Origin of the sequence: Phaeovibrio sulfidiphilus, from assembly GCF_014861485.1 — a bacterium.
Taxonomy (GTDB): domain Bacteria; phylum Pseudomonadota; class Alphaproteobacteria; order Rhodospirillales; family Rhodospirillaceae; genus Phaeovibrio; species Phaeovibrio sulfidiphilus.
On the sequence record NZ_JACZHT010000001.1, the window covers coordinates 573,139 to 585,465 of the forward strand.

Consider the following 12,327-nt stretch of genomic DNA (forward strand, 5'->3'; position numbering starts at 1 on the left):
GAGCCAGACGTCAGACATGAGCAAAAGTATCATTTTCGGCGCACTGATGATGGGCGTCGTCCTGTACACGGTCTTTGTGATGCCCGCCGACGAGCACGACCCGACGCTGGTGCTTGCGGGCATCCCCCACACCGGAAAGGTGCTGAGCGCCCGCGAGGCCATGGAGGCCGATACGGACGTGGCTCGCGAGTACTACGAGTCCCGCTTTGTCGGACAGAAGTTCTCCGATGTGGACGCCCTGTGCAAACGGGAAAAGGGCTTCCTCCAGGCGGGCCTGCACCGGCTGGCCAGCATTGACTGCCTCCCCCGCGGCGAGGGCCAGTACGACATCCGCTATTCCCTGGCGGTCAACGGCTCCAGCGAGGGAACCCGGCAGGTCTGGACCCTGGGCGTGGTCTACAGCCCGTGTACCGGCAAGGTGGTCCGGATCGATCCGGTCAGCTGGACCATGGCCCAGTAAGGCCTCCGCGCGCGGGACGGGCGCCCCAAGGCAGCCCGGCCCCGCAGAACGCCAGAACACCGAAACGGCCGGGCGCCCCGTGCGACCCGGCCTTTTCCATGCCCGAATGCCGGGGCGTGCGTGCCCGAACGCAAGGGCTTGCATGCCCGAACGCGACGGGGCTCCGGGGGTCGCTCCCGCACCCGTACTGCCCCACCCGGGCCCCTGACGCGAGGCAGAGCTACCCAGCCGCGCCCATCGGCGCATCCCCCCTGGCCCGCTGCGGGCACAAAAAAACCGGCTGACATCCGCCAGCCGGTTTCCTGTGGGGCAGTCGCCCCCTAGAGCTCGAAGTACCCGCCCGAGGCATCGAACATCTCGCGGATCGCATCGGCCATGGCCAGGGTGGCCCGGGTGGGAGCCCGGTCCCTCGGCCAGGCCAGAACAATCGCGCGCTTGAGCGGCGGGGTGCCCAGCGGACGGGCCACGAGGGCGCCGCTCTTCAGGTCTCTCTCGAACGCCGAGGGCGCGTGGATGAACACACCCAGCTTGCGCTTGGCCAGCTCGGAGGACACCCGGAGCGAATCGGTCTCAATCGCCGTGTTCAGGGTCATGCGGTGGGACAGCAGAGCCTGATCAATCAGCGAGCGCATGCCGTGACGGCGGCTGGGCATCAGAACCGGCAGCTCGGCGAGGGCCTGGATGGGCACCGGGGAGTTCGGCGATCCGGTGTCCGGCATCAGGTCCGGGTGCGAGATCAGCATCAGTTCCTCGGTCATCAGGGGCTCGTGGAACAGGGCCGGATGGACCGTCTGGGCATACAGGATACCCGTGTCGATCCAGCCCGCCAGCAGGCCGTCCTGCACAAAACCCGAGAGCTCCTCGACCACGCACAGGTGAACGAGGGGATGCCGGTGACGGAAATGGTCCACAAGGGGAGCCGTCAGGCGCACGCCAATCGACGGCGGGAGGCCAACCGCAACGCGGCCCATGACCTCCTCGTGACGCGAGGCCATGGCGTGGCGCGCGGCCTCAATGGAATCCAGAATGGAACGGGCGTGCTCGGCCAGGAGAAGTCCGGCCTCGGTGGGTTCCGCCCCACGACCGGTCCGGCGAAAAAGGGTCTCGCCGACTTCCTGCTCAAGAATGCTGATCTGCCGGGACAGGGCCGGCTGGGTCAGCTCAATGCGTTCCGCCGCAGCGCTGAAGCTGCCTGTTTCCATGATCTGGAGAAAAGATTTCAGATGGCGGGGATCCATGCGGGGCTGCTTTCAGGGCTGGGTTCGCAACAGGGCACGAAGCGAACAGTGGGCTCGCCGGAAGGGCACGGGCGAACGGAACCTCGCCTGTCTCGGTCTCCAGGCGAAGAAGATGGTGCCCCCGGGGAGACTTGAACTCCCACGCCCGCAAGGGCAGCGGATTTTGAGTCCGCCGCGTCTACCGGTTCCGCCACAGGGGCACAACACACCAACCATGGCGCGCCGGCGGATCATGACGCCATGCCGAACACCCGTCAATACGATCTTTCATCAGATGATTATTTTTTCAAATACCACTGGGAATTCAGTGTGTTCCAAGCCGGAAAAATCGCCCCGGACACGCCCGGGAGACCGATTTCGGGGCGTTTTGGGGTGTTCTACAGACGGATGCGGTCACAACCGTGCGGCGCGACGGGCCCGGACTCCGGGTTTGGCGGCCCCGGTCCGGGGCAGCGACAGGTCGACCGGCAGCCCCCGTCCCTCCCCGCAACCCGGGCCGAAAGCAGGCGCGACTCCGGAAGAAAACGCACGGAGCGGGCACCGGCCACCTCGAATGTAAGCGGGCCCCGGCGCCAGCCCCCGGACAACCACGCACACAAAAAGGAGGAGCCGCCCCTTCACGACAGACGTGAAAAACGCCCAAACAAAAAAGGACACGAACCGAAGTTCCGTGTCCTTTTTCTGTCTCTCGACGAAGGGTCACCCCTTCCTGAATTTGGTGGGCGCACAAGGACTCGAACCTTGGACCCGCTGATTAAGAGTTGCCTGAAAACTCCGTTGGCCAATAGAGAGTTTGCAGCTTCCAGCCCTTTGTCGCCCCCATAAGAATCAAGGGGTTAGAAGCGCCCTGCAAACCACTAGGCCACCTCCTAAGGAACCAAAACCCTTGCCACTGCATTCAGTTTCCCCCGATGATCTTCCCCCGCGTTATGGAGGTTCTGGACATAGCGAGCGACGTCGTGCTGTATGGCCTCGGGACCCCGGGCAGCGAGGGCGCGGGCTGAAAAGCAGGCAGCTTGGTTCACCCGCCCACGACAATGTCCTGAAGAAGACACTGTTCCTGACATAAGCCCCAGCCTTATGTCAGGAACAGGCTAGTTTTTGACATAAAGATTGAGGCGTGGGCCTTTATGAGGTAGCGTCTAGATAAAGGTAAAAACAAGGAGCGGTTCACTCATGGACATTCGGAACTTTCAAGCAGGAACCTACGAAAAACTCTACGAATATCGAGCATTCCGTCCTGAGCCAATTTGTCGTGAATGGATCATTTCCGACCCCGAGCTGAGCGACATTCTGGGGCGCGCAGATCGTGCACTTGGGGAACTGAATGCCTTCGGACAGCTTATTCCCGATATCAATTTTTTTATCACCATGTACGTCGCAAAAGAAGCAACAGAGTCTAGCCGAATTGAAGGAACCCAAACCAATATTGAAGACGCCTTCAAAAATTCGGATGATCTAGATCCAGAGGAGCGAAATGACTGGAAAGAAGTTCAGAACTACATTATGGCAATTAAAAGCGCCATTAAAGAAATGGAAACACTGCCTCTCTCATCACGCCTTTTACGCCAGACCCACGTGACCCTTCTTGATGGCGTACGAGGCGAGCATAAACAGCCTGGAGAATTCCGCACCAGCCAGAACTGGATCGGGGTCAGCCTTAAGAATGCCGTTTTTGTTCCGCCACATCACACGCATGTACCAGACCTGATGAGTGACCTTGAACGCTTCTTACATTCCGAGGAGATTTTTGTACATCCGCTGATTCGCATTGCCATTGGGCACTATCAGTTTGAGACAATACACCCCTTTCTAGACGGTAATGGACGCCTCGGCAGACTTATGATCTCCCTCTATCTTGCCTCGAAAAAGCTTCTGGACAAACCGGTACTCTACCTATCGGACTACTTCGAGAGAAACAAGACAGAGTACATCGATCATCTGATGGCGGTTCGGCAAGGGAACCATTTGCGAGAGTGGCTTGTTTTTTTTCTTCATGGCGTCGAAGAGACTGCACGAGCATCAACATGCGCTTTCCGTAAAATCCTAGAGATAAAACAACGAATAGAGTGCGAGGTATTGCCTCGCTTCAACACTAGAAGGCAGGACAACGCACTGAGATTTATGAAGCAAATCTATGCACGCCCTGTCATTAGTGTGGGTGAAGCAGCCAAAGCCCTAGATATATCGACCAATACAGCTTCGACACTGATATCCGATATGATATCGTATGGCGTTCTAACCGAGATTACCGGTCAACGTCGCAATAGGTTGTTCCTCTTTCATGACTATCTCGACGTTTTCAGGTAGGAAAAACTCCTATGGGAGGCAACGTCACCCCTTTTTTACTGACGAGCCTGCCAAAACGCCCAGCCTTAGTCATCAGTCATCAACGGCCTCAAACGCCTCCCGCGATACAGCGCGCCGCGTGACCAGACAAAGGGGGCGCTTACAGCGAGCGAGCTCGCTCAGAACAGCGTCGCACTCGTCCGCCATCTACCGCCACAGCAGCATGTGGCCGGGGAGTTTCCCTCCTCCTGATTGAAGACAGAATCCGCAAATTTTCGGACTGGCTGTCCGTCAGGGGCACGTGCACCAGCCACTGGACCGAAGCAAAGGTATCACCTGATCCTGATGCAGAAGGATTTCGACCGGCTCCCGGGAGACGGTCATACCCGGGCCGGCGGTCCTAGTGTGACAGCAGCAATGGCCCGCCCCGGCGAGGCAGGCACAGACTTTGAGAGCGCGGCCGCCGAGGGACAAAAACAGGTGAGACGTCATGTGTTTTGCATACAGCCGCTGACCGTTTTGCAAACCATGAAAAAAGGGGCTGCCCAGATACTGGACAACCCCTTGATTCTATTGGTGGGCGCACAAGGACTCGAACCTTGGACCCGCTGATTAAGAGTCAGCTGCTCTACCATCTGAGCTATGCGCCCGGCTGTCAGGACCAGTGTGCCGTTCCCCCTGCCGAGGAGCAAGCTTTTAGCAAAGAGCGTTCGCCCCGTCAAAGCCTTTTTGCCACCCCGGGCCGGAAAATCCTCACCCCCGGTCTGTGGGGTGGGCGCCCGGGGTCCGAGGCGGGAAAAGATGCCCTCTCAACGGGTTCCGGTCTTATTTTTCCCCTCTGATCCCGAGGCGGGCGCACGGTCCCTCTGGCCCGCCGGTTTTTTTTGAGGCACACTCCCGCAAAAAAAGAGAGCGAGCCCCAAACGCTCCCGGACCGGTCGGCCGTCCTGACCCGGGCCGCCCAGGGACGCTTCCGTTTTGTGAACTGTAGGAGAATCAAATCCATGATTTCCGGATATCTGCCATCAGGGCCTCCCCGCGTGGGCGCCTGGATTATTCGTCACGCACCCGTCCCGCTGCAGAAGTACCTGAGGCTTCTGCGCATCGACCTGGACGCGGGCTGGTGGCTTCTTCTGTTTCCGTGCTGGTGGGGCCTCAGCCTGGGGAGCGAGGGCACCGTCCCGAACCTCTGGTACGTGGCGCTCTTTTTTGTCGGCGCCTTCCTGATGGAGGGGGCGGCCAGCGTCATCAACGACCTGACCGACGCCAACTTCGACGCCAAGGTCACCCGGACCGCCAACCGCCCCCTTGCCAGCGGCGAGGTCACGCGGGTGCAGGCCGTCATCTTGCTGCTTGTGACCCTTCTGGCGTCCCTCGGGGTGCTGCTGGCCTTTCAGAACACCCTTATGGTGATCCTCAGCTTTGCGCTGGTGCCCATGGTCTTCATCTATCCCTGGATGAAGCGGGTCACCTACTGGCCGCAGGCCTTTCTGGGCATGACCGTGATGTTCACGGTGGTGATCGGCTGGGTGGCCGCGCGGGGCTCCATTGATACGGCGCCCATCCTGATGTACCTGGGCTGCATCTTCCTGCACATCCACTTCGACACGATCTACGCCCACCAGGACCGGGAGGACGACATCGCCATCGGCGTCAAGTCCAGCGCCCTTGCCCTGGGAGACAAGACCAAAACCGTGCTGCTGGCCTTTGACCTGTGCGTGGTGGCCCTGATCGGCGCCGCGGGCATCATGGCCGGGCTGGGCTGGGGCTTCTGGCCGGTCCTGGGTCTGGTGGCGCTCCACTTTGTCTGGCAGCTGAAGACCCTGGACATCAACAGCCCCGTGATCTGCGGGCGCCTGTTTGACAGCGCCTGGTCCATGGGCTGGCTGATCCTTGCCGCCATCATCTGCGGCCAGCTGACCCGCTGACCCCGGCGAACCCGGGGCGGCGCGACAAAAGGAAACGTGGTGTAACGCAATGAGACGGGCCGGCGCCGGGTGCGCCGGTCCGCAGCCGGGAGGGGTGGGGGGGAACTCGCCCGAAAGGCCTAGCCCCGACGAACTCTCCAGACTTCGGAAGCAGCGCCCGAGTGGCACGAGCCGGGCCCGGACGAACACTCCCACCGGGGAGCGGCGCCCGCGTGGCGCCCGTTTACCCCGGACCGCCCGGCAAGAGAACAGGACAGGGCGGGAGGGAGGCACACAGCGACGCGGCGGGCCGACCCCGCAGTGAACCGTTCCAGGCCGGTGCATCACAGATAGACGCTCCTGCGAGGGCGCTCCTGTGTCAGGAATCTAAAAACAGATGGGAGGGTGGGGGGAACTCGCCCCCGACGTCACGGCGCTCCTGTGACGGGTGCTCCCGTTATCAGGTATCCCTGTGTGGGGAGAGGCGCCAGAAGTGGCACCCGCATGACGCCCTTCGGACCCGAACGGCCCGGAGCGCCCGGGGAGCCGGGATCCCGCCCGGAGGACGGAACCCCGCTCGCCTGTGAGCCCCCGATCAGGCGGGGGCGTTGTCGGCCAGAGCCTTGTCAATCAGGGCAATGGTCTCGGGCAGGCCGTAGAGGGCGATGAACGTCCCCATGCGCGGTCCCCGGTCCTGACCCAGCAGAACCTGATAGAGCGTCTGGAACCAGTCCTTCAGCTCGCCCACGCCCGGGTGCCGCTTGCCGGTCTCGTAAACGGCGCTCTGGGCCACCTCGGCGGCGACCGGCCCGGACAGCGCCGCGAGGCTCGCGCGCAGATCCTCGAGGGCGGCCCGCTCCTCGGCGGTGGGGGCGCGGAACTTCTTGTTCGGCAGGACGAAGTCCCGGTAGTAGGCGATGGCCCGCTCCACAAGAACGTTGAGCCCCGGAGCCGTGTCCGGCGTGACGCCCGGCGCATAGGCGCTGATGTAGTGCCAGAGGGTGGCCGGATCATCGGATCCGCACACCGACACCAGGTTCAGCAGAAGCGAGTAGGACAGGGACGGGCCCGGCTCCGGCAGGTGGCCGCCATGAATGTGCCAGGCCGGATTGTTGATGCGGTCCTTCTCGTCCTGCCCGGGGTAGGATTCCACGAACGCCATGTACTCGTCGACCGCGCGGGGGATCACATCGAAGTGGAGCCGCTTGGCGGTCTTGGGCTTCTGGTACATGAACAGGGCCAGGCTCTCGGGGTTGGCGTACTCCAGCCACTCCTCGACGGACAGGCCGTTGCCCCGGGACTTGGAGATCTTCTGGCCCTGCGCGTCCAGGAACAGCTCGTAGCTGAAGGACTGCGGGGGCTCGGATCCCAGGATGCGGCAGATGCGGGTGGCCAGGGCCACGGAGGGGATGAGATCCTTGCCGGACATCTCGTAGTCCACGCCCAGGACGTACCAGCGCATGCCCCAGTCCGCCTTCCACTGGAGCTTGCAGCGGCCTCCGGTCACCGGGGTCTCGATCTTCTTCCCGTCCTCCCGCAGGTAGACGATGGTGCCCGCATCGACGTTGCGCTCGATCACGGGAACCTGGAGCACGCGGCCGGTCTCCTCGTCGATGGGCAGGAAGGGGGAGTAGGTCTCCCGGCGCTCCTCGCCCAGGGTCGGCAGCACCACGTTGATCACGTCGTCGTAGCACTCCAGAACCCGGAGAAGACCCTTGTCAAACCGGCCCGAGCGGTACCAGTCGGTGGAGCTCTGGAACTCGTACTCGAAGCCGAACTCATCCAGGAAGGCCCGCAGGCGCGCGTTGTTGTGCTCGCCGAAGCTGGGGTGCGTCCCGAAGGGGTCGGGGATCGTGGTCAGGGGCTGGCCCAGGTGCTTCGCGACCATCTCCTTGTTGGGGATGTTGTCCGGAACCTTGCGCAGGCCGTCCATGTCGTCGGAGAAGCAAAACAGGCGGGTGGGCATGTCCGGCGCGATCAGGCGGAAGGCGTTCTGGACCATCTGGGTGCGGACCACCTCGCCGAACGTGCCGATATGCGGCAGGCCCGAGGGACCGTAGCCCGTCTCGAACAGCACGTATCCCTTGCCCGGGAGTTTTCCTTTCAGTCGTTTTTCCAGAAGGAGGCGAGCCTCCTGGAACGGCCAGGCGGCGGCGCTGTCAAGGAGATCCCGGGGAACGGCGGGAGGCGTTGTGCTCATCATCGACATGGTGGGGGGTCCCGTACATCCGAAACGGTGGAAAAGTGGTCACTGTACGGGCAGCCCCGGACCCCGTCAAGCGCACGCCGGACGCCGCGGGCCCCGCCGGAGCGCGGGGATCAGAAGAACGTCCGCTCCCGGCCGCGCTCGGTCACCAGATTGCTGCGGACGAATTTCAGGCACTCGGCCGCGTCCAGGGGCCGGGAGAAATAGTACCCCTGGAAGACGTCGCAGCCGTTTTTCCGCAGGATCCGAACCTGGTTCGCGTTCTCCACGAACTCCACCACCGAGGTGATGTTCCGCGCCCGGCACAGGCGGGTGATGGAGGAGATGATGTCCACGCACATGTCGTTGGTCTCGACCTCGCGGGTGAGGGCGCCGTCGATCTTGATCACGTCCACCGGAAACTGCTTGAGGTACTTCATGGAGCTGTGCCCCATACCGAAGTCGTCAATGGCAAGGCGCAGGCCCCGCTTGTGCAGCTGGACAAGGAAGGCGCACTCCGAACTGTTGGTGTCGAGCGCCGTGGACTCGGTGACCTCGATCTCCAGGGAGCGGGTCGGAAGGCCGAACCGGCTCAGGGTCTCGTCCAGCTGCTCCAGAAGTTTGGGCGTCAGCTGGCGCGCCGAGATGTTGACCGCAATGGTCAGGTCGAAAATCCCCTGGTCCATCCAGTGACGGCGCGTCCGGCAGGCATCGGTCAGGATCTTCTGGCCCAGTTCGTGGATCAGGCCACTTTCCTCCGCCAGGGACACGGTAATGGGCGCGGCAATCGTCCCGTAGTGCGGATGCTCCCAGCGCAGAAGGGACTCCACGCCGCACACCTTGTAGTCCGACGAACGCACCTGCGGCTGGTAGACAAGGTACAGCTCGTCCGACTGGGTCCGGATGGCCCGCTCCAGGTCCACAAGCAGGGAGCGGGCGAAGGCTCCGGCCCGGTCCGAGCGCGACAGAAGACCCCCGGCGATTTCCGTGGGACTTGGGGACACGGAGCGCAGGAGAAGCTCGCGGAAGCTGGCCTTGGTCTGGCTCGCCTGGATCTTGTCCCCGACAATCAGGAACGGCGCGTAGATCATGATCCCCAAAACCAGGTTGAACGCCTGGAGGCAGATCGCCCCAAGGGCATCGCGCGAGAACCCCGCCGCCCCCGAAAGGTCGGGCGCGGTGGACAGGTAGCCGTTCAGGAACACCGGCGTTGTCCAGTCCAGGTACACCTTGGGATCCGGGGCCAGCCCCAGATAGATCGCGCACCAGGACACCAGGGTCAGCACCACCGGCGTCAGCAGAAACGGGATCAGCATGATCGGGTTGAGGATGACCGGAAGCCCGAACAGGACGATCTCGTTGATGTTGAACAGTCCGGGCAGCACCGAGATCTGGGCCACCCGCTTGTTGGCCGGCTGGCGCGAGAACAGCAGGATCGAGAACACAAGGCACAGGGACGACCCGGACCCGCCCATGTAGACGTACACGTCGAAAAAGGACTTGGTGATGAGGTGCGGCGGCGGCTGGCCGTTGATGAACGCGAGCACGTTGGCGTCCATGGCCGCCCGGTAGACGTCGTGGGTGATGGGGTCAAGAACGTTCGCCCCGTGCACCCCGAAGAACCAGAGGATCTGAAGCGCGAAGTCATAGGTCAGCCCGGCCAGAAGCCCCTCGCCGGTCTGGCTGAACACCGACTGGAGAAGCCGGAACACGCCCTCGTGAACCGTGGTGTTCCAGGTGTCCTTGACGAACTCGGACAGCCCCGTGAAAAACAGCACCGTCAGGATCGCCGGGAGCAGGACGTTGAAGCTCTTCATCGTCGCGGAGTCAATGGACCCCGGAAGGTTGATCCGCAGCTGGCGCACCGACGAAAGCCGCAAGAACAGGTACGACGACGCCAGCCCGACCAGGATGGCCACGAACAGGCCCGAAATGCCGATCCAGCGCAGGGGGAAGAAGTCTCCGCTCGGCTCGGTCATCACCAGAAGCGACGACAGGGACACGAGCCCGGTGATCAGCGGGTTGACGTGCAGAAGGATCTTTCGCCGGTTGTGGATTTCCGTCAGATAGGGGCCGATGCTGAACACCACGATGATCGCCACGATCCCGAAGGTTCCGTTGAAAACGGCGGTGGCGAAGTCCACCCAGTCCGGGCCGAAGGTCCGGGACATGAACATCTGGTAGGTCTGGACCGGAAAGCTGCGGATGAGGATCGCAAAGGCCCCCATCATCACCAGGGGCAGGGCCAGAACAAGCCCGGAGCGCACGGCACTGATGAAGGGATTGTCCGAGAGCCAGGCAATGCGCGGAACGAGTGTGGTATCCACGAACCTGTAAAAACGCTCGGAAACGTTTGACGTCGGGCTTTTCATTCAAGCGTCCGGAAAACGGGAGATGGCCTTCAGCACTCTACCTTTCGAGTTAACCCCAAGCGCCGGGCCCGGTCAATCGAATCGTTCCAGACTCGGATCTTGCAACCGATGTTTGCGGGCTTATCCCTCAAGGGCTTGCCCGCCCGGGGCCTGCCTGCCCGGTGTTTGCACACCCGGGGCTTATCCGCCGACAGGAATATGGATCAGGAACTTGAAATCATACTCGGACTGGAAAAGGTTTCCGAAGGGTGCCCAGTCGGGGAGGCCGGTCAGATTGCGGTAGCGTGTAAAATGGAACCGGACCGAGCCTCCTTCAAGGGGGCCCCGGGGAATAACCGCCCCCAGGTCCAGGGACACGGCCCATTCGCCAAGTTTTCGATCCGTCAGGACCGAGCGCCCGCCCCAGCCCCGGGCCCCGGAAATCCCGGCCTCCAGCCCCTCGAGGCCCAGGTCGTCCAGGGTCCGGGAGACCCGGGCGAACACGGCCACCTCGGCGTCGTGGTTCCAGTCCGAGCGGCAGTCCCACCAGGGATCGATGGCGCCTTTCGACAGGCCATAGCGGCTGACAAGGCGGTAGGCGTGATAGCCGAGCTGATGGGTGGAGCCGTCCACCACCTTGCCACGGCTCTGGGGGGCCCGGGTGTAGGTGCTCTCCAGGGACAGGCGCCAGGGGGCCAGGTCCAGGCGCGCGTATGCGTAGTGCTGGTGGGCCAGCCCCTCGAACAGGTCGTTGGGGCCGCCGCTGTCATCCGAGTCCCCCATCAGATAGAGCTGGTACCCCAGGCTCAGCGGGGTTCCGCCGGGGGTGCCGTTCCACTCGGTCTTGAGGTGGGCGTTCATCAGGAAATCCTGCGAGCGGCCATAGGCGACCTCGACCCGGGTGCCCTCAAGAGGACCGTCGGAAAAGACGTACCCGGCCCCCGCCGACCACAGGTAGGAGACGGGCGTCGTGCCGTCCGCCCGGTAGAACCGGTTCATGGTCCGAAACCAGGGCGCCTTGTAGGCATCGGCAACCGCGAAGCCCAGGGTCAGGGCTCCGAAGGTGGCGCCGGCCTCGGCGCCCCGCCATGTCCCCGGCATCAGGGACCAGATGTTGCCCAGGGTGTTGGGCTCGGTGGACTGGAAATAGCCGATCTTGGCGCGGAACGGCCCGGGCTCCAGCCGCAGGTAGCCCTTGTAGACCGACACCCCCGGGCGCGAGCGGGTCGCGTCCCAGTTCGGGTGGAAGGGATCGCCGGAGGGAAAGAACGCCATCTCGTGATAGGGCGAGGCATTGGAATACAGATCCCGCGCCCCGAACACACCGAAATTGAACCCGGCCACCCCGCCGATCAGGCCCGTATCCAGGTCGGCGCTGGCGTTGGCGGTGGCGTGATCCAGGTTCCGGGCGTAGCGGCCGGTCTGCGGATCCTTGCGGGTGCGCTTTCTCTGGAAATAGTAGAGGTTCCCGGCAACGGTGATGTCGTCGAAAAAGGGGATCCCGGTCCTCAGCCCGGTCTTCTCCCCCGGCTCCACCGGGACGGCGGTTCCGGGGGCCAGCTCGTCGGAGGCACGGGCCACCCCGGGAGAGGCCAGGGCCAGGACCAGGCTGGCGGAGACAAGAAGCACGCGGGGGGACAGGGACATCGGCGCATCAGACGGGCGGGAGCGGGGAACGGGGGAGCCCGGAAACCGGGAGCCAGGGTCAGGCGGAGACAAGCTGGGACAGGCGGTGGTGGGAGTGGCAAAGCCCGGGTGCGGGCGCCCGGGTGTGGGCACGGTGTGGGGGGCGTGGCAGGTTTCCCCCTCGCGGAAACTCTACCAGTCCGGGCGCGCCGGATACAACAGTCGGAGCATGGGATATGGGGCCCGGGCGGGGATAGGGGCATGGGGGGCG

The 12,327-nt window shown here is 63.2% G+C and carries 7 protein-coding genes and 2 tRNA genes; 3 read left to right on the forward strand and 6 right to left on the reverse strand.

Annotated features, from left to right (window positions below):
* Positions 1–16 precede the first annotated feature (16 nt).
* Positions 17–460 (forward strand): hypothetical protein, encoded by a 444-nt coding sequence (locus tag IHV25_RS02385; RefSeq protein ID WP_192533356.1) that lies wholly within the window; start codon positions 17–19, stop codon positions 458–460.
* 320 nt (positions 461–780) lie between these two features.
* Here IHV25_RS02385 and IHV25_RS02390 read toward each other — a convergent pair whose 3' ends face one another.
* The gene (locus IHV25_RS02390) at positions 781–1,698 is read right to left on the reverse strand and encodes a LysR family transcriptional regulator (protein WP_192533357.1); all 918 of its coding nucleotides are present in this window, start codon (positions 1,696–1,698) and stop codon (positions 781–783) included.
* Between the two features lie 113 nt (positions 1,699–1,811).
* A tRNA-Leu gene (locus tag IHV25_RS02395) sits at positions 1,812–1,898 on the reverse strand.
* 976 nt (positions 1,899–2,874) lie between these two features.
* Between IHV25_RS02395 and IHV25_RS02400 the strand changes: the two genes are divergently transcribed.
* The gene (locus IHV25_RS02400; RefSeq protein ID WP_192533358.1) at positions 2,875–4,008 is read left to right on the forward strand and encodes a Fic family protein; all 1,134 of its coding nucleotides are present in this window, start codon (positions 2,875–2,877) and stop codon (positions 4,006–4,008) included.
* Positions 4,009–4,561: 553 nt separating this feature from the next.
* Here IHV25_RS02400 and IHV25_RS02405 read toward each other — a convergent pair.
* A tRNA-Lys gene (locus IHV25_RS02405) sits at positions 4,562–4,637 on the reverse strand.
* 354 nt (positions 4,638–4,991) lie between these two features.
* On the opposite strand from IHV25_RS02405, the gene ubiA reads away from it, so the two are divergent.
* On the forward strand, positions 4,992–5,915 hold the full coding sequence (gene ubiA / locus IHV25_RS02410; protein ID WP_192533359.1) for a 4-hydroxybenzoate octaprenyltransferase: 924 nt from the start codon (positions 4,992–4,994) through the stop codon (positions 5,913–5,915).
* 574 nt (positions 5,916–6,489) lie between these two features.
* Here ubiA and IHV25_RS02415 read toward each other — a convergent pair.
* The 3 genes from IHV25_RS02415 to IHV25_RS02425 form a co-directional block, all read right to left on the reverse strand.
* Positions 6,490–8,103, reverse strand: coding sequence for a lysine--tRNA ligase (locus tag IHV25_RS02415; RefSeq protein WP_192533360.1), 1,614 nt, complete (start codon positions 8,101–8,103; stop codon positions 6,490–6,492).
* Between the two features lie 110 nt (positions 8,104–8,213).
* On the reverse strand, positions 8,214–10,451 hold the full coding sequence (locus tag IHV25_RS02420) for an EAL domain-containing protein (protein ID WP_192533361.1): 2,238 nt from the start codon (positions 10,449–10,451) through the stop codon (positions 8,214–8,216).
* Positions 10,452–10,631: 180 nt separating this feature from the next.
* The gene (locus IHV25_RS02425) at positions 10,632–12,077 is read right to left on the reverse strand and encodes a hypothetical protein (RefSeq protein ID WP_192533362.1); all 1,446 of its coding nucleotides are present in this window, start codon (positions 12,075–12,077) and stop codon (positions 10,632–10,634) included.
* Positions 12,078–12,327: the final 250 nt, after the last annotated feature.

Bases quoted from the DNA above. Each gene is read 5' to 3' on its own strand.
- IHV25_RS02385 (WP_192533356.1), top strand. From the start codon at position 17: ATGAGCAAAAGTATCATTTTCGGCGCACTGATGATGGGCGTCGTCCTG.
- IHV25_RS02390 (WP_192533357.1), bottom strand. From the start codon at position 1,698: ATGGATCCCCGCCATCTGAAATCTTTTCTCCAGATCATGGAAACAGGC.
- IHV25_RS02400 (WP_192533358.1), top strand. From the start codon at position 2,875: ATGGACATTCGGAACTTTCAAGCAGGAACCTACGAAAAACTCTACGAA.
- ubiA (WP_192533359.1), top strand. From the start codon at position 4,992: ATGATTTCCGGATATCTGCCATCAGGGCCTCCCCGCGTGGGCGCCTGG.
- IHV25_RS02415 (WP_192533360.1), bottom strand. From the start codon at position 8,103: ATGTCGATGATGAGCACAACGCCTCCCGCCGTTCCCCGGGATCTCCTT.
- IHV25_RS02420 (WP_192533361.1), bottom strand. From the start codon at position 10,451: ATGAAAAGCCCGACGTCAAACGTTTCCGAGCGTTTTTACAGGTTCGTG.
- IHV25_RS02425 (WP_192533362.1), bottom strand. From the start codon at position 12,077: ATGTCCCTGTCCCCCCGCGTGCTTCTTGTCTCCGCCAGCCTGGTCCTG.